The sequence below is a fragment of the Companilactobacillus metriopterae genome, assembly GCF_004117915.1.
In the GTDB taxonomy this organism is placed as follows: domain Bacteria; phylum Bacillota; class Bacilli; order Lactobacillales; family Lactobacillaceae; genus Companilactobacillus; species Companilactobacillus metriopterae.
In genome coordinates, this window is sequence record NZ_RSTD01000001.1 from 479,055 (window position 1) to 503,849 (window position 24,795).

Sequence of the window (24,795 nt, forward strand, 5' to 3'; positions counted from 1 at the left end):
CTCACTTTTGTGAGAACCTCTTTTTTTAATTTATAAAACTAAAGACGGCTCCTAAAATAACTCCACCTAATGTAACAATGATCATCAACCAAATAATGACTTGTGTAATTCGAGTAATTGCACTTTTTTTCGGTTTTTGATTATTCATTAATCTTCACCACCTGATAATTGATAATTGAATGTTACTTCAAATTAAGAATATTTGCAATAAGTGGGATAATCCCCCACCTAGTTAAAATATTAATTTATCAGGCTTAATAAATAAAAATGATAAAAACTGAATAAAAAGTGGAGGATAGTGGTAGATTGTGGTAAATTTATATATGTGAGAAAGAGGTGATTTGGATGTTCATGGGAGAGTACCATCATACGATTGATGCAAAAGGACGTATTATCGTTCCAGCTAAGTTTCGTAAAGAAATGGAAGATGGATTTGTATTGACTCGTGGAATGGATGGTTGCTTATTCGGATATCCAATGAGCGAGTGGGAGAAGCTGGAACATCAGCTTGATAAACTTCCACTAACTAAGAAAGATGCACGTGCATTTACTAGATTCTTCTATTCAGCTGCTATGGAAGCAGAATTTGATAAGCAAGGAAGAATTAACATTTCAAACCCACTCACAGATTTTGCTAAATTAGAAAAAAATTGTGTCATTGTTGGAGTTTCAGATCGTATTGAAATTTGGGATGAAGACAAATGGACAGAGTTTAGCCAACAAGCAGAAGAAAATTTTGAAGATATATCGGAGAAGATGACTGATTTTGACTTCTAAAAATTTTGATCATACAACAGTTCTACTAAAAGAAACCATCGATGAAGTTAATCCGCGAGATAACTCAGTATTTGTGGATGCAACTTTTGGAAGAGGTGGACATACAACAGAATTGTTAAAAAGAATAAATAACAGTACTGTCTACGCTTTTGATCGTGATGAAGAAGCCATAAAAGTCGGTGAAGATATTCAAAATAATTCTGAAATCGTTGGTACAAATAAATTGATAATGATTCGTGATAACTTTGAAAATATCAAATCGCGATTAAATGAATTAGGTGTTGAGTCAGTTGATGGTGTTGTCTATGACCTTGGTGTTTCATCACCACAATTTGACGATGCAACAAGAGGTTTTAGTTACAAGAAGGAAGCAAGATTAGACATGAGAATGGATCAGCGCCAATCTTTGGACGCTGAAGAGATTGTCAATACATGGTCATTCAATGAATTAGTAAGTATATTTTTCAAATATAGTGATGAGAAATTTGCTAAACAAATAGCCAGATCTATTGAAAGAACTCGAGAAGATCACAGAATTACATCTACATTGGAATTGGCTGATATCGTTAAAAATTCCATTCCTGCAGCAAAAAGAAGAACAGGTGGTCATCCTGCCAAAAGAGTTTTTCAAGCTATTAGAATTGCTGTAAATGATGAATTGGGATCAATTGAAAGATCGCTAGAAGTATCTATAGAGTTATTAGCACCTAAGGGACGTATAAGTGTTATTACATTCCAGTCCAAAGAAGACAGAATTGTAAAAAATATCTTTAAAGTCAATGCTCAAGTTGATGTACCTAGAGGCTTACCAGTTATACCAGATGATTTACAACCTGAGTTGAAATTGATTACAAGAAAGCCGATTCTACCTTCAGAATCAGAGTTAGATCAAAACAACCGCTCGCATAGCGCCAAATTAAGAGTTGTAGAAAAAATTTAATTATTATTATGGAGAATAATTATGAGAGAAAGTACAGCATTTAGAAATCAAGAACAATATCAAACATTAGAACAACCACAACCTTCAGTAGTAAAAGCAACTGAAGTTATTACTAGAAAAGTTCCTATTTCTCCTATGGAAGTTATTTCCATAATAGGTGTTGCTATTGTTACCATGATTCTTACGGTTTCATTGGTTACTTTGCGAGCATCAATGACTACTTCTCAAAATAAATTAAATAAAATTAATACAGAAGCATCACAAACTACAACAAATAATGTAAACTTACAACAAGAGATCTCAGAATTAACAAGTTATGATAAATTATCAGCATTTGCAGCTGAACATAATTTGAAAATGAGTAATGAAAATGTAAGGAATGTTTCAAAATGAATTTTTCAAACTTCAGAAGAATAATAAAAAATAATTTATCAGACAAGAAAAGACGCAATGCTACAATTGTTGGACTAATAATTGGGGCAGTCACTATCTTGTCTTTTTCTGTATTCATAGGACAATTTTCTAGCGTTGCCATTACGAAAAGTAAAGATGGTATAAATCTTTCTGATAGAACAAAATTGAAATATCAAAAGGTTCAAAAGGTTAATGCCAAGCGTGGGGATATTTTTGATAGTACAGGTAATGTAATAGCTGGTGAATCAACTATCTACAACGTTTATGCAGTTTTATCAAAAAAGGCAACTGATGAAAATGGCAAACCTGCTTATGTAAATAACAAAGAAAAGGTCGCTGAAGTCTTAAGTGATAATTTGGCCATCTCAAAAGAACAGGCTTTGAAATTTTTAAATCCATCAGATAAAGGTGCTTACCAAGTTGAATTTGGTTCAGCTGGTCGCGGTATCTCTATTGAAGCTAAGAAAAAAATTGCCTCAAAAAATTTGCAAGGAATTCAGTTTACAGAATTGCCATCACGTTCATATCCAAATGGGGTTTTTGCAACCAATTTAGTGGGAATTACTAAATCCAAGAGTTCAGACACTGGTAGCAATATTTCTGGTGTCATGGGAATTGAAAAGTACTTTAACAAAGTATTATCTGGTAAGGACGGCGAAACCGTATCAAAAGTAGATTCAAATAATAATATTTTGCCAGGTTCACAAACTGTTGGTAAACAATCAGAAAATGGTTCAAATGTGTACTTAACTCTAAATAGTAAAGTCCAACAGTATGTCGAAGTTCTGAGCCAAAATGTTGAAGAAAAGTATGATCCTAAAAATTTACAAGTAATTGTTATGAATGCCAAAACAGGTGCTATTGAGGCAGCTACACAACGTCCTACATTCAATCCGTCAACTGGTAAGGGTCTTGAGAATAGTTGGAGAGATACTTTGGTTGAAGATCAATATGAACCTGGTTCAGTAATGAAAATTTTGACTCTATCAGCTTCAATTGATTCTGGACACTACAATCCAAATGAGTATTTCAATTCTGGATCAGTGGAAATAGGAAGTCGTAAAATTAGTGATTGGGATAAAGCAGGTTGGGGTTCTATACCTTTGTCACAAGCCTTTCCAAGATCATCTAACGTAGGTATGGTTACTCTTGAACAAGAAATGGGTGCCAAAACATGGCTAAAATATATGAAAGATTTTCATATGGGTCAAAAAACTGGCATTGAACTTCCAGGAGAAGTTCCGGGTATGATTTCTTTTGATCACGCCAGTGATCAAGCAATGACATCCTTTGGACAAAGTGTCAACGTCAATGCTATTCAAATGCTTCAGGCAATATCAGCTATAGCTAATAATGGTGTGATGGTTCAACCACAAATAGTAAAAAAGGTTGTTGATCCAACTACAGGAAAAACAACACAGAAATTTAAAACAAACGAAGTTGGGAAACCTATTAAGGCTTCAACTGCAAAACAAGTTAGAAATGCTATGCGTGAAGTTGTAACAGCGGATTATGGTACTGGACGTGTTTATGATGTTCCAGATGTTGAAGTGGGGGTTAAAACTGGTACTGCTCAAATTGCCTCACCTACTGGTGGTTACCTAACTGGATCAAGTAATTATATATTCTCAGTTGCCGGAATGGTTCCTTATAAAGATCCAAAATATATTGTTTATATAACAATGAAACAACCACAGTTAATGACTGAAGGTGCAGAACAAATAATTTCTGAGATATTTAATCCACTTGTAACTAGATTGGTTAATCAAGGTGACACACCTATAGAATCAACTAATGCATCAAGTCAGTACATAACTGTTCCTAATTTACTTAATAAATCAGTAGATGATGCTTCAAAAGAAGTAGAGAAGCTGGGACTTCAAACTGGTATCATAGGTACTGGTAATAAAATTGTTCAACAAATTCCAACTAGTGGCGACAAGGTTATGAGTGGCCAAAGAATTGTATTGTTGACAAATGGAGCAATGACTATGCCTGATTTAACAGGATGGTCCAAGAATGATGTACTTAAATTTGCCGAAATTACAGGTAAAACTGTTCAAACAAAGGGCGATGGATATGTTACAAAACAATCAATTAAAAGTGGTAAAGTTTTAGAAGATAAAACTAAAATAGTAATCACACTAAAAGACGCAAACTAATATTTTGGGGAAAAGATATGATTTTAAGTAAAATAATTATAGATATAGTTAGTACATTTGCTATAGTAGCCATTGCAATGCCTTATTTTATAGGATATTTGATTTCTAGAAATGAAGGTCAGGCCATTCGTGAAGAAGGACCAAAATGGCACGAGAAAAAATCAGGAACACCTACGATGGGAGGCTTAATTATTGTAATTGCGATGACAATTACTAACCTCTGGGTAGGATTATGGATGCATCAACTTACACATGCGTTGTTAATCACAACATTTGTGATTATTTTATATGCTGGTATTGGTTATATTGATGATTCAATTAAAGTATTCAAAAAGAGAAATATGGGATTAACCGCTCTTCAAAAATTATCATTGCAGATTATAGTTGGTCTTATTTTTCTTTCAGTTTACTTCTATGACAAATTGCCCGTTAATTTTACTATTCCTGGCTTATTTTCTATTGATTCATCAATCATCTTTTCAATATTTGTAGTATTCTGGCTTGTTGGATTTTCTAATGCTACTAATCTAACAGATGGTTTAGATGGACTTTTAGGTGGACTGGGTACTATCTCATATGCTACCTATGCATATATTGCTCTAAAGCAGGATAGAATTGATATAACTATTGTTTGTTTATCTGTGGTAGGTGGGTTATTAGCATTTTTAGTTTATAATCATAAGCCGGCCAAAATATTTATGGGTGATGTAGGATCACTAGCATTAGGGGCAGGATTGGCAGTTATCTCAATTTTGCTAGGTAGATATTGGTCTTTACTATTAATAGGATTAGTTTATGTTGTAGAAACTTTGAGTGTAATGATTCAAGTATTTTCTTTCAAAGTATTTAAAAGAAGAGTTTTCAAAATGACACCAATTCACCATCACTTTGAGATGTTAGGTTGGAGTGAATTGCAGGTTGATATTGTATTCTGGATTTGTGGTCTAGTGTGCTCATTGTTATATATCGTGTTCTTTATTTAAAAAAAGGGGTATTTAAATGAATTTAGATAGTATTTATTCCGGTAAAAAGATAATGGTATTGGGATTGGCCAAAAGTGGTTACGCTGTAAGTAATCTATTGGACAAATTGGATGCTAAATTAGTTATTATTGATTCTAATGATTTGGAAGGCAATATTGAGGCCAATAAGCTTATTGAAAGAGGATTTGAGGTGCATACAGGTACCAATAATCCTGATTTAATTGATTCTAGCTTTGACTATTTAGTGAAAAATCCTGGGATAAAATATACTAATTCTATCGTTGAACGTGCCCTCAGCTTAGATATTCCAGTAATAACAGAACCTGAAGTAGCTTATTCCTGTTCAGATGCAACGATGGTAGGAGTTACTGGTTCAAATGGTAAAACAACAGTTACTACCTTAATTAGAGATATGCTAGCTAAATCATCTAAATTTAAGAAGTCTTATTATGCTGGAAATATAGGTATCCCAATATCTGATGTTGTAGAGAAAGCAACTCAAGATGATGTTATTGTGACCGAGTTGTCTAGTTTTCAATTAGAAGGAACAATTAATCTACACCCACACGTTGCAGTACTAAATAACATTTATTCAGCTCATTTAGATTTCCATGGTAATCGTGATAACTATGTAAAAGCAAAGATGAATATCACAAAGAATCAGACAGAAGAAGATTATTTTATTGTAAATTGGAATGATTCAGAGTGGCAAAATTTATCAAAAATATCCAAAGCTAAAGTTATTCCTTTCTCTAATAATAGTGTCTTGGAAAATGGCGCCTACGATAAGGACAGCTCAATTTATTGGAAAAGCGAAAAGGTTTTAGATGAAAATTCTATAAAAGTTCCTGGTGAACATAATGTTCAAAATATATTAGCTGCAGTGACCGTAGCAAAATTATTTAATGTTCAAAATGATGATATTGTGCGAGTTGTAGAAGAATTTAAGGGTGTAAAGCATCGAATACAGTTTGTCGATGAGATAGACAATGTTCGTTATTATAATGATTCTAAAGCAACAAATATTGAAGCAACTACAGTGGCTTTGCAATCGTTCAAGCAACCAATAAATTTGATTGCAGGTGGTCTTGATCGTGGGAATGGTTTTGATGAACTAGTTCCACAATTAAATAATGTAGTAAGTATATATTTGTATGGAGAAACAAAATCAAAAATGAAGGTTGCTGCTGAACAAGCAGGAATAAAAAATATTTTTGTACTGGACACACTTCCTGAAGCAGTAAAATTAGCAAAAGATAATAGTGAGAAGGGTTCAGTAGTTTTATTATCACCTGCGGCAGCTAGTTGGGATCAATTTGATACATTTGAGCAACGTGGGGATTTATTCATTAAAGAAGTTGAAAAACTTAGAGGAGAATAGCATGTCAAAAATGCGAGTAGTTGTTTCTGGTGGAGGAACCGGCGGACACATTTATCCAGCTTTAGCATTAATAAATCGTTTAAAAGAACGTGATTTAATTGATGAGATATTATATGTTGGAACTGAGACAGGACTAGAAGAAAAGATTGTTAAAGAAAATGGAATACCATTCAAGACAATTAAAATTCAAGGTTTTAAAAGAAAGCTATCACTAGAAAATATAAAAACGGTCAATTTATTTATATCTAGTATTAGTAAGTCCAAAAAAATCCTCAAAGAATTTAAACCAGATATTGTCATTGGAACTGGAGGATACGTTTCTAGTGCCATTGTTTACGCTGCTCATTTAATGCATATCCCTACAATAATTCACGAGCAAAATACAATTGCTGGTGTTACAAATAAATTTTTGGGACATTTTGTTAATAATATTGCGATTGCTTTTGAAGAAGCTAGATCTCAATTTTCTGAGAAAAAGAAAATTGTTTTTACTGGAAATCCTCGTGCTCAAGAAGTTGTAAGTATTAAAAAAAATGACCGATTGGAGGATTTTAATCTTAATCCTCAAAAACCAACAGTTTTAGTATTTGGAGGCTCTAGAGGAGCAACTCCAATCAACAATTCATTTGTTCAAGCTTTTGACAAATTTGCTGATGCTAACTATCAAGTATTGTTTGTTACTGGTAATGCTCATTTTGCCAATGTTTCAGAAATATTGGGAGATAAAATAGATAGGTATCCTAATATTTCGGTTGTTCCATATATAGAAAATATGCCTGAAATTTTACCAGATATTCAGCTTATAGTTGGACGCAGTGGTGCCACTAGTATTGCAGAAATTACTGCTCTGGGAATACCTGCAATTTTTATACCTAGTCCATATGTAACACATGATCATCAGACAGTTAATGCTCAATCAGTTGCAAAAAATGGTGCAGCAGTTGTATTGAAAGAACCAGATTTGAATGCTCAAAGCTTGTTTGATTATGTGAACAGAATTATGACTGATGAATCAAAACAAAAAGAAATGTCTGAAAAATCAAAAGAAATCGGTGTACCAGATGCATCAGATAGATTGATTGACTTGATGAAGAAACTTACTGACTAGTCTTTATGGGGAAAATAAATGTCTAATAAAAGAAAGAAACTAATTAGAAATATTTTTGTTCTTGTTGTTGCAATAATCATTGTTTTCTTTGCTTACTTAGGTTCACCATTAAGTAGACTAAAAGAAATAGATGTTAAAGGTGTCAATGACTTAGGTGAACAACAAGTTATTGATGCAACAAAAATTAAAGATAACAGCAATATTTTAGGTATCATTTTTCATGAAAAATCTATAAAGAATGAAACAATAAAAGAATTACCTTCAATAAAGGAACTATCATTTAATTTTTCTCACTTCAATAAACTGACTATCACTGTAAAAGAATCTGAAACATTAGGATTCATTGTAAAAAATGGATATTATTATCGGATAATAACTGATGGGAAAATTGTTGATAAAAAGATGAAGTCACCAATTGGAAATTATCCTTTATACAGTGGATTTCCTAAAGGTGAGTTAAAGGATATTTCTAATAAATATGGAAAATTACCAAAAAGTGTAAAAACAAACATTTCAGAAATACATAAATCAGCCACTAAACTGAACCCTTACCGAATAAAAATTGACATGAATGACGGCAATCGAGTTGTTGCAGATAGTCGAACATTTCAAAAGAAAATGCAATATTATCCGGGTATAGCTTCACAAATGAAAGAAAAAGGTACAGTTGATTTACAAATTGGTGCTTATTCGTATCCATTTGAAGAAAAGAAATAACTTTTATCTATACTTTTTTATGTTAAAATTTTAGGTAAGTGAAATATTTTGTAAACTAGGTAGGAGGAAACGAATAAACTTATGGATGATTCTAAGTTTTTTGTTGGCTTAGATATTGGAACTAACGCTATTAAAGTAGTAGTTGGTGAAGCTATCGGTGATAAGCTAAATGTTGTTGGTGTCGGCAGTGAAAGATCTGAAGGCGTAAGTAAGGGCGTTATTGTTGATATCGATAAGGCCTCAGGTGCAATACAAAAAGCAGTAAAAAAAGCTGAAACTCAAGCCAATATAACTATTAAGGATGTTGTTTTAGGAATTTCGCCTAATATGATTCAAATCGAACAATGTCAGGGAATGTTAGCAATTGACTCTGAATCAAGAGAAATCAATGAGAATGATGTTAGACAAGTTATGTCTTCTGCAATGACTCAAAACTTACCTAGTGAGCGAGAAGTTGTATCATTGGTTCCTTCTAGCTTTTCAGTAGATGGATTCAAGGATATTAAAGATCCACGTGGGATGATTGGTGTTCGCTTAGAGATGGATGGTATTACATATACAGCTCCTAAGACTATTATCCACAATGCCAAGAAAGCAGTAGAACAGGCTGGATTAAATATCAAGCATAAAGTCATTGCTCCAATGGCCTTAAGTAAAGTAGTACTTAACTCAGGAGAATCTGATTTTGGTGCAATAATAGTGGATATGGGTGCAGGTCAGACAAGTGCATCTGTGATTCATGATCGTAAATTAAAACTTTCAACTACAGATTTTGAAGGTGGAGACTTAATCACACATGATATATCAGTGGTTCTCAATACGACAATTGAAAATGCTAGCCAGTTGAAACTATATTACGGAAATGCTGATTCACTGGAAGCATCACTAGATCCTAATATTAGTGTTGATGTGGTAGGTGAAACTACACCACAAAATATTTCTGAAAAAGATTTAGCAGAAATAATCGAAGCAAGAATAGCACAAATTTTTGATCGAATTAAAGCACCTTTAGAAACATCAGGTGCTTTGTCATTACCTGGTGGAATTGTTCTAACAGGAGGAGTTGCTGCTACACCTAATATAGAAAAATTAGCTTCAGAAATTTTTGGTGTTAAAGTAAGAAGTTATGTTCCTGCACAAATGGGTATGAGGTACCCTTCGTACTCATTAGGTCTTGGACTGGTAACTTATGCAGCAGCTTTAAGTGAAGTAGGATTCATCGCTGACAATGTTGTCAATGGTGCGGTAGTTTCCAATATTGATGTCAGAGTTCGTCAAAATGAACCTGAACAACAACCTAAGAAGATGGAAACACCTAAGAAGCAACCTACTAAAAAATCTGCCACTAAAGAGAAAAAATCAAGTGAGAAGAAATCAGATTCTCGTGACCGATTGTCAGGCTTGAAAGACTTTTGGAGTAAATTTTTCGATTAATTAACTAAAACAGATATAAAGATCTTGGAGGATCCTTTAATGACAATGGAATATTCATTAGACTCAAATGCTTCATCTGGAGCAATAATAAAAGTAATTGGTGTTGGTGGAGCCGGTGGAAACGCCGTAAATCGCATGGTGGATGCTGGAATTCAAGGTGTTGAATTTATTGCAGCAAATACTGATTTACAAGCTTTGGACCACTCAAAAGCTCAAACAAAAATTCAATTAGGACCTAAACTTACAAAAGGTCTTGGTGCAGGTTCTACACCAGAAGTAGGCCAAAAAGCTGCACAAGAAAGTGAAGAAACAATTCGTGAAGCACTTGCTGGTGCGGATATGATCTTTATTACTGCTGGAATGGGTGGTGGTACAGGTACAGGTGCTGCACCTGTAATCGCATCTATTGCAAAAGAAAGTGGTTCACTTACAGTTGGTGTTGTAACAAGACCTTTTGTATTTGAAGGACCTAAACGCTCAAAATTTGCTGCAGAAGGAATCGCTAACTTGAAGCAAAATGTTGATACATTGGTATCAATTTCAAACAGTAAGATTCTTGAAATTGTTGACAAGAGCACACCAATGAACGAAGCATTTAGTGTTGCTGATGATGTTCTAAAACAAGGTGTTCAGGGTATTTCTGACCTAATTACTTCAAATGGATTTGTTAATCTTGATTTTGCTGATGTTAAGACAGTTATGTCTGATCAAGGTTCAGCACTTATGGGTGTTGGTTTGGCTAATGGTGAAAACAGAATTTCTGAAGCCACAAATAAAGCAATTTCATCACCACTTCTAGAAGTTTCAATTGATGGTGCAAAGAACGTTCTTCTAAATATCACTGGTGGTTCAGATCTATCACTATTTGAAGCACAAGATGCTGCTCAAATTGTTACAGATCAAGCTACATCAGATGTTAATATCATATTTGGTACTTCTATTGATGAATCACTTGGTGATCAAGTTAAAGTTACAGTTATTGCTACAGGTGTTGATCAAGAACGTCCTTCTAGAAGAAACGCTTCAAGACCTCAACCACAACCACCCGTTTTTGGCGGAACTGGTACTGATTCAATAACTATTGATAGAGGCGATAATCAACCACAATCTAAGTCTAATAATGTTGACCCATTGGCAGACTGGGATATTAATACAGAATCTTCTAATACATCTACATCTGGTGAAAAGAGTGATTTTGAAATTTTCCAAAAACCAGAAACATTTGATACAAACGATGATTCAGATGATTCTACACCACCAATTTTTAGACGTAGAAATAAATAACCAAAGGAGTTTTACATTATGGCATTTGAGAAATTAAATAGCTTTTTTGGAATAAACGACGAAGAAACAACTTCTGAACAATATGAACAAACAGAAACTTTGCCTGAAAATGATAAAGTTGTATCAATGAATACTGAAGTTAGAAATACAGGAGCATCAAAAATCTCTATATTCCAACCTCGTGTTTATTCTGATGCTAAAACTGTAGCTAAACAGTTATTATCAAATAAGGCAGTAGTTGTAAATTTCAATAACATAAATGAAGATCAAGCAAAACGTGTTGTAGATTTCTTAACTGGAACAGTATTTGCAATTGATGGAGAGATAAAACGTGTCGGAGAAAAGATTTTCTTGTGCACACCTCCAAAATTTGAAATTGACGGAAGTATTCCTGATTTAACAGAATAAAATAATGAGGTAATTTTATGGACAGACTAGTTAATGGATTACCTATTTTCTTAGCCAATATTATAAATATATATAGTTTTATAATTCTTATATATTGTGTTCTTTCATTTTTCCCTGCTTTGTACAATTCAGCATTTGGGGTATTTATTAGATCTATGGTACAACCATTTTTGAATTTGATTTCAAGAATAATCCCTACTAGAGTAGGCTTTTTAGATATTTCTCCAGTTATTGCTTTCATTATACTGGAAATAATATCAGGTTTAATTTTAAGATTTCTATAATGGATAATAATGTTGGTGGAGGCTTTTTCCGTTCTGAGGAAAAGCCTTTTATAAACCGCATGAGTGAATTGCTTTTAAATGCTGAAACTACATACTCTCCTCAGATAACAGATTTTTTAAATCAAAGAGAAGTAACAATATTGGACAGTTTGTCTGGACAATATGAAGGAATATATGTTCATTATTTTGGTGGATACAATAATTCAGAACGTGTTAGAGCCATAATAGCACCAGACTACTATCAACCAGAAGATGATGATTTTAAGATTGCACTTTATGAAATTAGATATCCTGAGCGTTTTGCTAATTTGAGCCATGGACAAATATTGGGTTCATTGACGGGAACTGGAATTAAACGTGATAAGATTGGCGATATAATTACCAATGGTAAAAAGTGGCAATTCTTTGTAATTGATAAAATGGGTGAATACCTTAAAGAACAATTAACAAAAGTTGGATCCTTTAAAGTTCACATTCGAGAAAAAAAGTTTGTCGAAATGATTCTTCCAATTAATGAATCTCATGATAAAGTAATCAATGTTCAATCATTAAGAATAGATACAATCATAGCGACTGTATATGATATGTCTCGTCAAAATGCAAAATCTCTTGTGGAACACAATAGAGTCCAGTTAAATTGGACTAGTAATACAAATCCAAGTACATTTGTTGGAATAGGTGATACACTTAGTATTAGAGGTTTTGGAAGAATTAAAATTAATGATTTAATGGGTAAATCGAAAAATAACAAGTTTATTTTATTCGTTAATATTATTCATAATAGTTAGGAGTAATACTATGGTATTATCACCAATTGAAATTCATAATAAATCATTTGACCAAAAATTTAGAGGCTATGACCGTGACCAAGTTGATTCTTTTTTAGATCAAATTGTTAACGATTATGACCTTATTTTGCAACAGAACAATCAACTACAAGGTCAACTAAAAGAAATGAATGACCAATTGCAATACTTCAATGAAGTAAAAGATGCAATGAATCAGTCACTATTAGTTGCCCAAGAAGCGGCTGAAAATGTAAAATTAGGTGCTGAGAATGAAGCACAAATCATGTCTGATGAAGCACAGAAAAAGGCACGTCAGATACTTGATGAATCAACAGTACAGTCAAATCAAATACTTCAAGAAGCATCTGAAAAAGCACAAACTGTTTCTGCAGAAAGTGATCTTTTGAAATCTAATACTGACCGTTTGAGAGCAAATCTACAAGAATTACTTCAACAACAGTTAGATATGATTCAAAGCCCACAGTGGGAAAATCTTACTTCAGAGATTGCTTCGAGCAATTTAAAACAAATGATTAGTCCTTCAGTGCCAGAAATGCTTGCACAAGATGATGGAACATATTATGATAATGATATGTCAGAAAACGACATTAATTATCAAGAAGATAATCAATATTATCAGGAACCAAATACAGACAATGCAGAATATATTGAAGACAATTATTCTGATTCAGAGTATGAAGAACCTGCTAATAACCAAGATTCACAGTATGTTGATAATGAGAATCAAGAATCAACTGATGATCAATCACAAGATACTGAGAATAATTAAAAAAGACGCATTTATAGGTGTGAAATTTAAAGCGAGCTAATGTTGGTGTGAGATTAGTAAATGGATACCTGTAGATATCACTTTTTTTCATAGTTTAATTAATTTTACCAATAGGTGGTACAGCGAGAACTCGTCCTATAATGGGCGGGTTCTTTTTATTTTATAATGGGGTGAAGAGATGAAAGTAAAAGATACATTAAATCTAGGAAAAACTGAATTTCCAATGCGTGGTGGTTTGCCTACCAAAGAAGTAGAGTGGCAAAAAGAATGGGACGATGCTGATTTATATAATCAACGTCAAAAATTAAACGAAGGAAAACCTTCTTTTAATTTTTTGGATGGTCCTCCATTTGCTAATGGTGACATTCACATGGGGCATGCACTAAATAAAATTTCAAAAGATATTATTATTCGGTACAAATCTATGAGTGGATTTAGAGCACCATTTGTACCAGGATGGGATACACATGGTCTACCTATTGAACAACAACTAGCCAAAAAAGGTATCAAACGTAAAGAAATGGGTATGATTGAATACCGTCAATTATGTAAAGATTATGCTGAAGGTGAAATTAAGAAACAACTAGAAGGTTTTAAACGTCTAGGTATTTCAGCTGATTTTGACAATCCTTATATTACTTATCAACCTGAATTTGAAGAACAAGAAGTTAAAATTTTTGGTGAGATGGTAGAAAATGGCTACATTTATCGTGGTAAAAAACCAGTTTATTGGTCACCATCTTCTGAGTCAACATTAGCTGAAGCTGAAATTGAATATAAAGATATTAAGTCACCGTCAATCTTTGTTGCATTTAAGGTAAGAGATGGCAAAGATCTTTTAGAAGACGATACTTCATTTATTATTTGGACAACAACACCTTGGACAATACCTGCCAATTTGGCTATTTGTGTTAATCCTGCATATAACTATGCTCTAATTAATGCAGATGGTAAGAAATATGTCGTTGCTGAAGAACGTATCAACTTCATGACTGAAAAACTTGATTGGAAGCAAGTCGAAACAATCAAGACATTTAAAGGCGCAGAATTAGAAGGGTTAACAGCTACTCATCCACTATATGATAGAGAATCATTATTGATCCTTGGAAATCATGTTACTTTAGATGATGGTACAGGATTGGTTCATACAGCTCCCGGATTTGGTGCAGATGATTACAATGCTGGTATGAAGTATAAATTACCAGTATTCTCACCAATTGATTCACGTGGACGCTTTACAGATGAAGTACCTGAATATGAAGGTGTTTTCTATGATGATGCAAATAAAATGGTTGCTGATCGAATGAAAGAAAATGGTTCACTTTTGAGCTTGTCATTCTTCGAACATAGCTATCCACACGACTGGAGAACTAAAAAACCTGTTATTTTCAGAGCTACACCTCAATGGTTTGCTTCAATTGATAAATTTAGAGATCAAATTCTTGCTGAAATTGAAAAAGTAGAATTCTCTCCTGAATGGGGTAAGACAAGACTTTACAATATGATTAGAGATCGTGGCGACTGGGTTATTTCACGCCAACGTGCCTGGGGTGTACCACTACCAATTTTCTATGCAGAAAATGGTGATCCAATTATGACCAAAGAAACAATTGATCACGTTGCTGAATTATTTGGTAAGTATGGTTCAAATGTTTGGTTTGAAAAAGATGCAAAGGATCTTCTACCAGAAGGCTTTACACATCCAAGTAGTCCAAATGGTGAATTTACCAAAGAAACAGATATCATGGATGTTTGGTTTGATTCAGGTACTGCACATGCAGGTGTTTCACAAGCAAGACCTAATTTAGGATTCCCAGCAGATCTAATTTTGGAAGGATCTGACCAATATCGTGGTTGGTTCAACTCTACATTAGTAACTTCTGTTGCTGCTAATGGAGTGGCGCCTTACAAGAAGATCATCTCTCAAGGATTTACGCTTGATAAAAATGGTGTAAAAATGAGTAAATCTCTAGGTAATGTTATTGCTCCTAGTGATATAGAACGTCAATTTGGTGCAGAAATTATTAGATTATGGGTGGCTTCAATTGATGCCAGTTCAGATGTAGCTGTAACAGTTGATTCATTTAAACAGGTTTCTGAAGCATACCGTAAAATCCGTAATACAATGAGATTTATGCTTGCTAATACAGATGACTTTGATCCATCAAAAGATCGTGTTGAATTTAATGATTTAAGACCAGTTGATCAATATCTAGTAGTTAAATTAAATGAATTAGTAGAAAAAATCACTGCTGATTATGAAAACTATGACTTTGCTGATGTTAATAAATCAGCTTCACTATTTATTGTGAATGAATTGTCATCATTCTATTTAGATTTTGCTAAGGATGTTGTATACATCGACGCTGAAAATTCTCATGCCAGAAGATCAATGCAAACAGTTATTTATGATACCGTGGTTAAATTGTCTAAGCTTCTAACACCAATTCTTCCACATACTATGGAACAAGTATTCAAGTATTTGAAAGAGTCAGAGGATTTTGTACAACTATCAGAAATGCCTGTTGTTGAAAACTTTGAAGGTCAAGACGCTATCAAAGAACAATGGTCTAAATTTATGGACTTTAGAAATGATGTTCAAAAATCATTGGAAATTGCTCGTGAGAATAAGTTGATAGGTAAATCTTTAGAAGCAAAGGTAACTATTTATCCAAGTTCTGAATTATTAGAGCTTTTAAATGGTTTGGATAGTGATTTAGGTCAACTATTAATTGTTTCTGATTTTGAAATCAGTGATCAAGCTGCACCTGATTTAGCAGACAAATATGAAAATTCAAGTGTGCTTATTGAAAAAGCAGATGGAGAAGTATGTTCACGTTGTCGTATGGTTAAAACAGATGTTGGTTCCGATGCTGATTATCCTGAATTCTGTGCAAGATGTGCTAAGATCGTTAGAGAAGAATATCCAGAAACAATTAGTGAAGGATTTGAAGCATAATGGACGAAAATAAATTTGTCGGTAAAATTGTAAGGTTCAATAAAGATCGTGGTTTTGGATTTGTTAAAGCAGATGATGAAGATATCTTCTTCTTTGCAGATTCAGTTTTAAATCGAGATGACTATTTTATTCAAACTAATTTAGATGTTGAATTTGAAGTTGCTCCCGGTTTTAAGGGACCACAGGCTATTAATATTACAATTTTTGAAGAAAATGAAGATGAAGAAAGCACTCTTTAGGAGTGCTTTTTTTGTACTGTTTTTATCTTAAAAATTGCGTGTTACAATATAACGTACAAATATTTTATTTATCGACTATTTTAAAATGGAGATAATTATGAATAAAGAAGATTCTAAGTTTTATGAACAAGTGATTGAAACAAAAGATGTATTTGGCGGAAAAGTAATAGGTGTTCAAGTTGAACAAGTTATTTTACCTAATGGAGTTCCAGCTATCAGAGAAGTAGTAAGACATAATGGTGCAGTTGCTGTATTACCTTTCATTGATGACAAAGTAATGTTTGTTAGACAATATAGGACACCACTAGAACAAGAAACTTTGGAAATCCCTGCTGGTAAAATTAACCCTGATGAAGGTTCTGATCTTTTAGAAGTAATAAAACGAGAAATGAATGAAGAATTAGGATATACTACAGAAGATATTGAAAAAATTATTTCTTTTTTCCCAAGTCCTGGTTATTCCGATGAAAAGCTAACGGTTTTTAAAGCAACTAATCTGGAAAAGTTAGAATTCAAGGATTCACTAGATGATGATGAATTTTTAGATGTGGAAGCTTTGACTTTAGAAGAAGCTAAACAACAAATAGAACTTGGATACATTTGTGACGCAAAAACTATTTTTGCTGTAAATTATTGGGAACTTATGGAGTTAAATGGTGAATAAATTTTTAGATAGTTTTAAAAACTTTTTTGGATTTAGTGACAAAGAAACTCCCACAAGTGGAGCTGCTGTCCCAATTGATCAATTGGAAAAGAAACAAGCTGAAATTAGGAATACTGAACGCTTGCAGGCAGAACGTGAATATAGTCGAAAACATCCGGAAGTTATAAAAAAAGAAATAAATGAAGCAACTGAATACAAAATAAAACGATTAAAGAATAGACTGAATATAGCTATTATTACCGTAATTGGCTTATTGGTTTTAGTAGTTTTGATTCTATTTTATATTTAAATTAAAAGGAGAATATAGTTATGAAAATTGGCGTAATTGTCCCAATGGAAGAAGAAATCAAATTAATTAGAGAATCACTAGAGGACGTAAAAAAAGATACTATTGCTGGTCGTGAGATTACCCAAGGTAAATATAATGGACACGAATTATACTTAGCTCTATGTGGAATAGGTAAAGTCCAAGCAGGTATGACTGCAACTATTATCAATGATAAATTTAATCCAGATGTACTAATAAACACAGGTTCTGCTGGTGGGATTGGTACAGGATTGAGTATTGGTGATGTAGTGATTTCTAGTAAACTAGCTTACCATGATGCTGATGCAACTGCATTTGGATATGCGTTAGGTCAATTACCAGATCAACCACTATATTTCGAAGCAGATGATTCTTACGTTAAAAAGATAGAACAAGCAGCTGTTGCATCAAATCTTAATTACCATACGGGATTGATTGTTACTGGAGATCAATTCATTGACAGCTCAGAAAAAATTGATAAAATTAAAAAAATGTTCCCAGATGTGTTAGCTTCTGAAATGGAAGGTGCTGCTGTAGCTCAAGTATGTACACAGTTTAAAACACCATTTGTAGTTATTAGAGCTATGAGTGACGTTGGTGACGAAAATGCTGATGTAAACTTTGACGAATTTGTTATCCAAGCAGGTAAAAATTCTGTACAAATGTTACTCAACTTTTTAGATAGAGAATAATTAAAGTCAAGAGGCGAGAAAATTGAATTATACTTTTTTAGATAATGCAGCGACAACTCCCATGGATAAAGAAGTAATTGAAGAAATTAATGATAAAATGATTAATGTTTTTGGGAATGCATCATCTACTAATTTTTATGGTAGACAAGCTAAGGGTGTTTTGGAGACATCTCGCCATACCATTGCGCAAAGTATTGGTGCCAAAGATACAGAAATTGTATTTACTAGTGGTGGAACAGAAAGTGATAATACAGCAATTATCTCTACTGCACTTTCTAGATCTGAACAGGGTAAACACATTATAACGACTGCCGTCGAACACGAGGCGGTAATGAAATCAATGGCATATCTTGAAAATCTTGGATTTGATGTGACTTATTTAAAGCCAAATGAAGAAGGATCAATAACTTCAGAACAAGTTCAGTCTTCATTAACTGATGAAACTATTCTTGTTTCAGTGATGTATGGTAATAATGAAACTGGTGCTATAAATCCTATTTCTGAAATTGGCGAATTATTAAAGGATAGTCAGGCCTTATTTCATGTGGATGCTGTTCAAGCATATGGAAATTATGATTTAGACGTTAATGACCTGCATGTGGACTTCTTGTCTACCTCAGCTCATAAAATTAATGGTCCTAAATTTATTGGTTTTCTATATATTAGGGATGGAATCGTAATACCATCTTATTTAAAGGGTGGGGATCAAGAAACCAAACGCCGTGCAGGAACAGAAAATGTACCGGCAATAGCTGGCTTTGCAAAAGCCGTTGAATTGATTTCAGGTGTCGATAAACAAAAGTTACAAGAAAAGTACTTTGGATATAAAAAAATAATTTTTGATATACTTAGACAAAATGATATTAAGTTTGAAGTAAACGGTTCGACAAAAATAGAATCGTTAAATCAAATTTTAAATATTTATTTACCAGGTATTGAACGAGGAATTTTATTAACTAGATTGGATATCGATGGCTATGGTATTTCAGGTGGTTCAGCTTGTACAGCCGGCAGTTTAGAACCATCACATGTTATCTCTGCAATGTTTGGAGAAGAAAGTCCCAGATTAAATGAATCAATTCGTATTAGTTTTGGGAAATACAATAATGAAGAAGAAATAAAAAACTTTTCAGAAGCACTTGTCAAAATCGTTAAAGATTTGGATAATATAAATTAATTTTTAAATGTATTAAGGGGAAGAATTATGGAAAAAAATCAAGCTCAAGTATTAGGTGATAAGGACGTATACGAAATTAGTCCAGAAATTAAAAAATATGCACTTTTAGATGTTGGTTTCAGAGAAACTAAACAAAAGAATTTTAGACTAGAACGTCCTATCTCAGGTGATTCACCATACAATGCCAAATATACATTGAAGGTTAATATTGATAAGGATTTTACTACCTTAAAAATGAATATCACTGACAAAAGTGGTTTACATAATTTAGATATATTCAAAGTGGAAGGTTCAGAACCTGAAATTCAAGATTTCCATTATCAAACAGAATTTATGATTGAGAAAAATATTTTAATTAAGAAGTAGAGGAAAAAAAGATGGATAACTCTAAGAAGAGAGTTGTTGTAGGTATGAGTGGTGGAGTGGATTCTTCAGTAACTGCCTACTTATTAAAGCAGCAAGGATACGACGTCATTGGCGTATTTATGAAAAATTGGGATGACTCTGATGATGAATCAGGTGTATGTACAGCAACAGAAGATTATGAAGATGTAGCAAAGGTTGCTAACAAAATTGGTATACCTTATTACTCTGTTAATTTCCAAAAGGAATATTGGGATCGTGTATTTGAGTACTTTTTAGATGAGTATCGCAAGGGTAGAACTCCAAATCCTGATGTTATGTGTAACAAGGAAGTTAAATTCAAAGCATTCTTAGATTATGCAAATCAGTTGAATGCTGATTATATTGCTATGGGTCACTATGCACAAACATATCGTGATGAAGAGGGTGTAGTTCATTTACTTAGAGGAGGAGATTCTAATAAGGATCAAACATACTTCTTGAGTACTGTACAACAAGAGCAATTACAAAAGGCTCTATTCCCCATTGGTGGTATGCAAAAGTCAGAAGTACGCCAAATTGCTGAAGAGGCAGGATTAGCTACAGCTAAAAAGAAAGATTCAACTGGTGTATGTTTCATTGGTGAAAGAAACTTTAGAAAGTTTCTTGGTGAATTTCTTCCTGCTCAAGGTGGTCAAATGATGACACCTGATGGTGAAATCAAAGGAAATCACATGGGTCTTATGTACTACACAATTGGACAAAGATCTGGTCTAGGTATCGGTGGAGACGGTAAGTCAAATGAGCCTTGGTTTGTAGTTGGTAAGGATATGGATAAAAATATTCTTTACGTAGATCAAGGATTTGATAATCCATTACTTTACGCTGATCAATTAGAAGCAAGTGATCTTTCATTCATTACAGGTTTGGATTATGGTGAAGAATTCCACTGCACAGCTAAGTTTAGATATCGTCAACAAGATACTGGTGTTACTGTTCATATGAAAGAAGACGGCAAGGTTGTAGTTGATTTCGATGAACCAGTGAGAGCAATCACACCAGGTCAAGAAGTTGTTTTCTACAACGGAGACGAGTGTCTAGGTGGAGCAACAATTGATAATGCTTATATGAAGTCAGAAAAGTTACAATATATTTAAAAGTTCACATTAGTGAGCTTTTTTTATTTACTTGAAAATAAGTAGTAAAATCTACATAATTAAGTTTATAAATAAAAAAGAGAGACGTAAGATGGATCTATACTTTGTAAGACACGGAAAAACAGAATGGAACTTAGAAGGCAGATATCAAGGTGGAAGTGGCGACTCACCACTTTTGCCAGAAAGTATTGCTGACATAAAGTTATTAGCTAATAGATTAAGTGATATCGATATCAAACATGTGTATTCAAGTCCCTTAAAACGTGCAAAAATGACTTCTGAGGTTCTTATTGAAGATTTAGGTAAAGATATACCTATTACACTTGTAGACGACCTAAGAGAGTTCAATTTAGGAATTATGGAAGGTCAAAAATTTAGTGACTTAGAAGTTGAAATGCCGGAAGTTGTTCATGCATTTAGATATAGTCCATTGGATTATGACTATAAAAAAATCAAAGGTGAGTCATTTGAAGATGTTGCGGATAGAACAACAAAAGCTATCTATAACATAGTTGCCAATTATGGACCTGATGATAGTTTGGTTATTGTAGGTCATGGTGCTTCGTCTGTAGATATGATTCAGTCGTTGTTAGGAAAATCTATTTCAGAAATTAGAGATTATGGTGGATTATCTAACACAAGTTTGACTCATCTTGATTACGATGTAGAAAATAAGAAATTTAAATTAATTAAATGGAATGAAACTGATTATTTGAATAAGGAATTAGATAAATCAGATACTCTTTGAGGAATTTATGATGAATAAAGAAGCAGAACGCCTTTTTCAAAATGATGATAAAGAACAGGCAGTTCATCTGTTAGTTGAAAGTTTGAATGAGAATTATAATCAATTAGATTTAATTTTACAGTTGTCATCCTACCTAGTTGAGCTTGGTGACGTTGAGCAGGCCGAGGAATTATTGACGAAGGGTCTATCTATATACGAAGATGATTCTAACTTACTCTATAATTTGGGGAATGTTTACTTTACTGCTGGTAAATATGAAAAAGCATCTGAGATCTTTCAAAAATTAATTAACAGTGATTTTGGATTCGAAGCATTTTATATGATATCTAAAACACTTGATGAAATGGACAACACTCAGATGGCTACAGTTTACGCGCTGACGGCACAAGAAATGCAACCTGATGATTTATTGGTTAACGAACTATTGGCTTCTATTTTAATGAAAAGCAGTAATTTTGAAGAAGCAAAAAAATATTATCAAAAGGCTCTTAAAATTAAAGAGAACTCTGCAGATTATTTTAATTTGGCAATTTGTCAGATGAATATAGGTGAAGAATTCAACAATAGTTTGAAGAAGTCACGTGAACTAGATGCAGATTATTTTGACAAACAAGAAAAGAAATTAGCCAATATTCAAAATTATTTAAAGGAAACTGAAGGAAAACATGAGTGAAGATGAACAATTTTTTGTAGGGATCGTCAAAGCAATTTTCTATGAGAACCCTGATAATATGTTCAAAATTTTCACGATCGATATCAAAGAAACTAATACCGATTGGACTGCTACAGATATTGTAGTTACTGGAAGCTTTGGAAATATTGTTGAAGAAGAGGAATATCGTTTTACTGGTCAAATGGTTGATCATCCTAAATACGGTAAACAATTTCAGGCAAAAACATATAAAAGAAGTCGTCCAAATGGTAGAAAAGGTTTGATCAATTTTTTCTCTAGTGAAGAGTTTCCTGGTATAGGAAAGAAAAAAGCTGAAAAAATTGTTGATGAACTTGGCGAAAATGCAATTGATAAAATTTTGAATGATCCTAATTCGCTAGACTTTTTGGATGTTAAAGAAGATAAAAAAGATTTTATAATTGATCAAATCAAGAAAAATCATCAGACTGAACAAATATTATTTCAATTGAATAATTATGGTTTTGGCAATGTTTTAAGTACGAGAATTTTTCAAAAATATGGGCCTAAAACAAATCAAATAATAACTGAAAATCCTTATCAATTAGTATTGGATATAAAGGGTATTGGGTTTCAAAAAGCTGATGAGTTAGCTAAAAAATTAAATATTGAAGATGATGATCCTCGTAGAGTTAAGGGTGCTATTATCCAAATAATGGCTCAAGTTGGTAATTCAACAGGAGATACCTATCTTCTATTAAATGATTTGAAACAGATGGCGCAAAACATCTTAGCTAACGCACAAAATTTGTCTGAGATGAAACAGAAAATTGACGATGCAATTACTGAGTTAGTAAATGAAACTGTTTTGATTGTGGAAGATGACAGGGTATTTCAAGAAAATTTATATAACGCTGAATGGTCAATAGTAGAAACATTGAAGATGATCAATGGTTCTTTCAAGGGAGTTTCTTGGAAAGATAAAGATTTTCAAACAGAAATTACTGAAGTACAGGATAATTTCAAAGTAAAATATGATGATTCACAGTTAGAAGCAATTGAGCAATCTCTAAAAAGTCCAATTTTCATTCTAACCGGTGGTCCAGGAACAGGGAAAACTACCATAATTAATGGGATAGTTGCCACTTATTCTAAATTGAATGATGAAACTTTGGATCCTTCTTCTGACAAATACTCTATAGCCTTAGCTGCTCCTACAGGAAGAGCTGCTAAAAAACTCACTGAATCAACAGGGTTACCGGCAATGACAATTCATAGATTGCTAGGGTTAACTGGAACTGCAGACGATGAATTTGCAGAACCTTCACTTGATTGTAAATTATTAATCATAGACGAAATGTCCATGGTGGATACATTATTATTTAAGACTTTAATTCATGCAGTTCAGCCAGGTACACAAGTGGTTTTGGTAGGGGATATGGACCAGTTGCCTTCTGTTGGAGCTGGTCAAGTATTTACAGACCTTATTGATAGTAAAGGCTTTAAGACCACTAGATTAGAGAACATTCACCGTCAAAATGATGATTCAACAATTATTGAACTTGCTCACGAAATAAATGTTGGTAAGGTGTCTGAAGATATATTTGCTAATCAATCTGATAGATCATTTATTGATTGTAATAGTAGAGATATTCCTGAAGTTGTTTCGCAGATAATTAAACGATCATCTGATCGAGGATTTGATACCACTGATGTGCAGGTTTTGGCTCCAATGTATCGTGGTAATGCTGGAATTGATAACTTAAACGAAACAATCCAAAACGTCTTAAATCCTTTAACACCCAAGAAAAAAGAAGTCAAAATGGGTAATATTAACTACAGAATAGGTGACAAAGTTGTTTATTTAGTTAATACTCCTGATGAAAATGTGTTCAACGGTGAGATAGGTGAGATAAAAGGAATTATTCTTGCTAAAGAAAATGTAGATAAAGTTGATCAATTAGTAATCGATTTTGATGGAAACGAAATAATTCTATCTCGCAAAGATTGGATAAACATTACGCTAGCTTACTGTACTTCAATTCATAAAGCTCAAGGTTCTGAATTTGAGATGGTAATTTTGCCACTTGTTAATGAAGAAGAGCGAATGTTGAAGAGGAATCTACTTTATACAGCTGTTACACGTGCTAAAAGATTATTAGTTATGGTGGGTAATCGTAGTGCATTTGAACGAGCAATTGTTGATCAATCTGCACGTAGAAATACAGCGTTATTAGATAGAATAATAGAAGTATTTAAACTATCCAAAAAATCAAAAACTCAAAAAGAAACACCTGAAATAAAATCAACAGAACTTACTGTAGAAATGGTAATGTCACAATCGATTGATCCTATGATTGGAATGGAAGATATTACACCATATGATTTTCAAAAAAAAGAAGCCTAAAT

Annotated in this window: 26 protein-coding genes; 25 read left to right on the forward strand and 1 reads right to left on the reverse strand. The window is 33.2% G+C overall.

Annotated features, from left to right (window positions below):
* Positions 1 to 25: 25 nt before the first annotated feature.
* Positions 26 to 148: a DUF4044 domain-containing protein gene (locus EKN01_RS02430; RefSeq protein WP_099974634.1), complete on the reverse strand. Its 123-nt coding sequence runs from the start codon at positions 146 to 148 to the stop codon at positions 26 to 28.
* A gap of 197 nt (positions 149 to 345) precedes the next feature.
* Between EKN01_RS02430 and mraZ the strand changes: the two genes are divergently transcribed.
* The 25 genes from mraZ to recD2 all read left to right on the forward strand — a co-directional run bounded on the left by mraZ (position 346) and on the right by recD2 (position 24,793).
* Positions 346 to 777, forward strand: coding sequence for a division/cell wall cluster transcriptional repressor MraZ (gene mraZ, locus EKN01_RS02435; RefSeq protein ID WP_099974635.1), 432 nt, complete (start codon positions 346 to 348; stop codon positions 775 to 777).
* Positions 767 to 1,717, forward strand: a complete 951-nt coding sequence (rsmH, locus tag EKN01_RS02440; RefSeq protein ID WP_129044822.1) for a 16S rRNA (cytosine(1402)-N(4))-methyltransferase RsmH — start codon at positions 767 to 769, stop codon at positions 1,715 to 1,717. Before mraZ ends, rsmH begins: the two co-directional genes overlap by 11 nt.
* A gap of 21 nt (positions 1,718 to 1,738) precedes the next feature.
* Positions 1,739 to 2,110, forward strand: a complete 372-nt coding sequence (gene ftsL / locus EKN01_RS02445; protein ID WP_129044823.1) for a cell division protein FtsL — start codon at positions 1,739 to 1,741, stop codon at positions 2,108 to 2,110.
* Positions 2,107 to 4,293 carry a penicillin-binding transpeptidase domain-containing protein gene (locus EKN01_RS02450; RefSeq protein ID WP_129044824.1) on the forward strand — a complete coding sequence of 729 codons (2,187 nt, stop codon included), beginning with the start codon at positions 2,107 to 2,109 and terminating at the stop codon, positions 4,291 to 4,293. The genes ftsL and EKN01_RS02450 overlap by 4 nt, the downstream gene beginning before the upstream one ends.
* A gap of 17 nt (positions 4,294 to 4,310) precedes the next feature.
* Positions 4,311 to 5,276, forward strand: a complete 966-nt coding sequence (gene mraY / locus EKN01_RS02455; RefSeq protein WP_129044825.1) for a phospho-N-acetylmuramoyl-pentapeptide-transferase — start codon at positions 4,311 to 4,313, stop codon at positions 5,274 to 5,276.
* A gap of 16 nt (positions 5,277 to 5,292) precedes the next feature.
* On the forward strand, positions 5,293 to 6,657 hold the full coding sequence (murD, locus tag EKN01_RS02460; RefSeq protein ID WP_129044826.1) for a UDP-N-acetylmuramoyl-L-alanine--D-glutamate ligase: 1,365 nt from the start codon (positions 5,293 to 5,295) through the stop codon (positions 6,655 to 6,657).
* A gap of 10 nt (positions 6,658 to 6,667) precedes the next feature.
* Entirely contained in the window at positions 6,668 to 7,765 is a 1,098-nt protein-coding gene (gene murG, locus EKN01_RS02465) for an undecaprenyldiphospho-muramoylpentapeptide beta-N-acetylglucosaminyltransferase (RefSeq protein ID WP_129045246.1), read from the forward strand.
* A gap of 18 nt (positions 7,766 to 7,783) precedes the next feature.
* Positions 7,784 to 8,482, forward strand: a complete 699-nt coding sequence (locus tag EKN01_RS02470; RefSeq protein WP_129044827.1) for a cell division protein FtsQ/DivIB — start codon at positions 7,784 to 7,786, stop codon at positions 8,480 to 8,482.
* A gap of 81 nt (positions 8,483 to 8,563) precedes the next feature.
* Entirely contained in the window at positions 8,564 to 9,916 is a 1,353-nt protein-coding gene (gene ftsA, locus EKN01_RS02475) for a cell division protein FtsA (protein ID WP_129044828.1), read from the forward strand.
* Positions 9,917 to 9,961: 45 nt separating this feature from the next.
* On the forward strand, positions 9,962 to 11,200 hold the full coding sequence (gene ftsZ, locus EKN01_RS02480) for a cell division protein FtsZ (protein ID WP_129045247.1): 1,239 nt from the start codon (positions 9,962 to 9,964) through the stop codon (positions 11,198 to 11,200).
* Between the two features lie 18 nt (positions 11,201 to 11,218).
* Positions 11,219 to 11,608 (forward strand): cell division protein SepF, encoded by a 390-nt coding sequence (locus tag EKN01_RS02485; RefSeq protein WP_099974643.1) that lies wholly within the window; start codon positions 11,219 to 11,221, stop codon positions 11,606 to 11,608.
* A 17-nt stretch (positions 11,609 to 11,625) separates the two neighbouring features.
* The gene (locus EKN01_RS02490) at positions 11,626 to 11,892 is read left to right on the forward strand and encodes a YggT family protein (RefSeq protein ID WP_099974644.1); all 267 of its coding nucleotides are present in this window, start codon (positions 11,626 to 11,628) and stop codon (positions 11,890 to 11,892) included.
* Entirely contained in the window at positions 11,892 to 12,680 is a 789-nt protein-coding gene (locus EKN01_RS02495; RefSeq protein ID WP_129044829.1) for a YlmH family RNA-binding protein, read from the forward strand. The genes EKN01_RS02490 and EKN01_RS02495 overlap by 1 nt, the downstream gene beginning before the upstream one ends.
* Positions 12,681 to 12,690: 10 nt before the next feature.
* Complete coding sequence (locus EKN01_RS02500; protein ID WP_129044830.1) at positions 12,691 to 13,470, forward strand: DivIVA domain-containing protein; 780 nt, start codon at positions 12,691 to 12,693, stop codon at positions 13,468 to 13,470.
* Between the two features lie 178 nt (positions 13,471 to 13,648).
* On the forward strand, positions 13,649 to 16,429 hold the full coding sequence (gene ileS / locus EKN01_RS02505; RefSeq protein ID WP_129044831.1) for an isoleucine--tRNA ligase: 2,781 nt from the start codon (positions 13,649 to 13,651) through the stop codon (positions 16,427 to 16,429).
* Complete coding sequence (locus EKN01_RS02510; RefSeq protein ID WP_099974648.1) at positions 16,429 to 16,668, forward strand: cold-shock protein; 240 nt, start codon at positions 16,429 to 16,431, stop codon at positions 16,666 to 16,668. The genes ileS and EKN01_RS02510 overlap by 1 nt, the downstream gene beginning before the upstream one ends.
* 97 nt (positions 16,669 to 16,765) lie before the next feature.
* Positions 16,766 to 17,332: an NUDIX hydrolase gene (locus EKN01_RS02515; RefSeq protein ID WP_129044832.1), complete on the forward strand. Its 567-nt coding sequence runs from the start codon at positions 16,766 to 16,768 to the stop codon at positions 17,330 to 17,332.
* Positions 17,322 to 17,621, forward strand: coding sequence for a hypothetical protein (locus tag EKN01_RS02520; protein WP_129044833.1), 300 nt, complete (start codon positions 17,322 to 17,324; stop codon positions 17,619 to 17,621). The genes EKN01_RS02515 and EKN01_RS02520 overlap by 11 nt, the downstream gene beginning before the upstream one ends.
* A 20-nt stretch (positions 17,622 to 17,641) precedes the next feature.
* Positions 17,642 to 18,331 carry a 5'-methylthioadenosine/adenosylhomocysteine nucleosidase gene (locus tag EKN01_RS02525; RefSeq protein ID WP_099974651.1) on the forward strand — a complete coding sequence of 230 codons (690 nt, stop codon included), beginning with the start codon at positions 17,642 to 17,644 and terminating at the stop codon, positions 18,329 to 18,331.
* Between the two features lie 22 nt (positions 18,332 to 18,353).
* Positions 18,354 to 19,508, forward strand: a complete 1,155-nt coding sequence (locus tag EKN01_RS02530; RefSeq protein ID WP_129044834.1) for a cysteine desulfurase family protein — start codon at positions 18,354 to 18,356, stop codon at positions 19,506 to 19,508.
* 27 nt (positions 19,509 to 19,535) lie between these two features.
* Positions 19,536 to 19,874: a hypothetical protein gene (locus tag EKN01_RS02535; protein ID WP_129044835.1), complete on the forward strand. Its 339-nt coding sequence runs from the start codon at positions 19,536 to 19,538 to the stop codon at positions 19,872 to 19,874.
* Positions 19,875 to 19,885: 11 nt separating this feature from the next.
* Positions 19,886 to 21,007, forward strand: a complete 1,122-nt coding sequence (gene mnmA / locus EKN01_RS02540; protein ID WP_129044836.1) for a tRNA 2-thiouridine(34) synthase MnmA — start codon at positions 19,886 to 19,888, stop codon at positions 21,005 to 21,007.
* Between the two features lie 91 nt (positions 21,008 to 21,098).
* Complete coding sequence (locus EKN01_RS02545) at positions 21,099 to 21,755, forward strand: histidine phosphatase family protein (RefSeq protein ID WP_129044837.1); 657 nt, start codon at positions 21,099 to 21,101, stop codon at positions 21,753 to 21,755.
* A gap of 7 nt (positions 21,756 to 21,762) precedes the next feature.
* Positions 21,763 to 22,428, forward strand: a complete 666-nt coding sequence (locus tag EKN01_RS02550) for a tetratricopeptide repeat protein (RefSeq protein WP_241685230.1) — start codon at positions 21,763 to 21,765, stop codon at positions 22,426 to 22,428.
* Positions 22,421 to 24,793 (forward strand): SF1B family DNA helicase RecD2, encoded by a 2,373-nt coding sequence (recD2, locus tag EKN01_RS02555; protein ID WP_129044838.1) that lies wholly within the window; start codon positions 22,421 to 22,423, stop codon positions 24,791 to 24,793. Before EKN01_RS02550 ends, recD2 begins: the two co-directional genes overlap by 8 nt.
* Positions 24,794 to 24,795: the final 2 nt, after the last annotated feature.

Coding starts and splice junctions, on each gene's coding strand:
- ftsL (WP_129044823.1), top strand. CDS start 1,739: ATGAGAGAAAGTACAGCATTTAGAAATCAAGAACAATATCAAACATTA.
- ileS (WP_129044831.1), top strand. CDS start 13,649: ATGAAAGTAAAAGATACATTAAATCTAGGAAAAACTGAATTTCCAATG.
- EKN01_RS02500 (WP_129044830.1), top strand. CDS start 12,691: ATGGTATTATCACCAATTGAAATTCATAATAAATCATTTGACCAAAAA.
- recD2 (WP_129044838.1), top strand. CDS start 22,421: ATGAGTGAAGATGAACAATTTTTTGTAGGGATCGTCAAAGCAATTTTC.
- EKN01_RS02430 (WP_099974634.1), bottom strand. CDS start 148: ATGAATAATCAAAAACCGAAAAAAAGTGCAATTACTCGAATTACACAA.
- EKN01_RS02515 (WP_129044832.1), top strand. CDS start 16,766: ATGAATAAAGAAGATTCTAAGTTTTATGAACAAGTGATTGAAACAAAA.
- EKN01_RS02525 (WP_099974651.1), top strand. CDS start 17,642: ATGAAAATTGGCGTAATTGTCCCAATGGAAGAAGAAATCAAATTAATT.
- mnmA (WP_129044836.1), top strand. CDS start 19,886: ATGGATAACTCTAAGAAGAGAGTTGTTGTAGGTATGAGTGGTGGAGTG.
- murD (WP_129044826.1), top strand. CDS start 5,293: ATGAATTTAGATAGTATTTATTCCGGTAAAAAGATAATGGTATTGGGA.
- EKN01_RS02545 (WP_129044837.1), top strand. CDS start 21,099: ATGGATCTATACTTTGTAAGACACGGAAAAACAGAATGGAACTTAGAA.
- mraZ (WP_099974635.1), top strand. CDS start 346: ATGTTCATGGGAGAGTACCATCATACGATTGATGCAAAAGGACGTATT.
- EKN01_RS02485 (WP_099974643.1), top strand. CDS start 11,219: ATGGCATTTGAGAAATTAAATAGCTTTTTTGGAATAAACGACGAAGAA.
- mraY (WP_129044825.1), top strand. CDS start 4,311: ATGATTTTAAGTAAAATAATTATAGATATAGTTAGTACATTTGCTATA.
- EKN01_RS02535 (WP_129044835.1), top strand. CDS start 19,536: ATGGAAAAAAATCAAGCTCAAGTATTAGGTGATAAGGACGTATACGAA.
- ftsA (WP_129044828.1), top strand. CDS start 8,564: ATGGATGATTCTAAGTTTTTTGTTGGCTTAGATATTGGAACTAACGCT.
- EKN01_RS02490 (WP_099974644.1), top strand. CDS start 11,626: ATGGACAGACTAGTTAATGGATTACCTATTTTCTTAGCCAATATTATA.
- EKN01_RS02450 (WP_129044824.1), top strand. CDS start 2,107: ATGAATTTTTCAAACTTCAGAAGAATAATAAAAAATAATTTATCAGAC.
- EKN01_RS02470 (WP_129044827.1), top strand. CDS start 7,784: ATGTCTAATAAAAGAAAGAAACTAATTAGAAATATTTTTGTTCTTGTT.
- EKN01_RS02510 (WP_099974648.1), top strand. CDS start 16,429: ATGGACGAAAATAAATTTGTCGGTAAAATTGTAAGGTTCAATAAAGAT.
- EKN01_RS02520 (WP_129044833.1), top strand. CDS start 17,322: ATGGTGAATAAATTTTTAGATAGTTTTAAAAACTTTTTTGGATTTAGT.
- murG (WP_129045246.1), top strand. CDS start 6,668: ATGCGAGTAGTTGTTTCTGGTGGAGGAACCGGCGGACACATTTATCCA.
- ftsZ (WP_129045247.1), top strand. CDS start 9,962: ATGGAATATTCATTAGACTCAAATGCTTCATCTGGAGCAATAATAAAA.
- EKN01_RS02495 (WP_129044829.1), top strand. CDS start 11,892: ATGGATAATAATGTTGGTGGAGGCTTTTTCCGTTCTGAGGAAAAGCCT.
- EKN01_RS02550 (WP_241685230.1), top strand. CDS start 21,763: ATGATGAATAAAGAAGCAGAACGCCTTTTTCAAAATGATGATAAAGAA.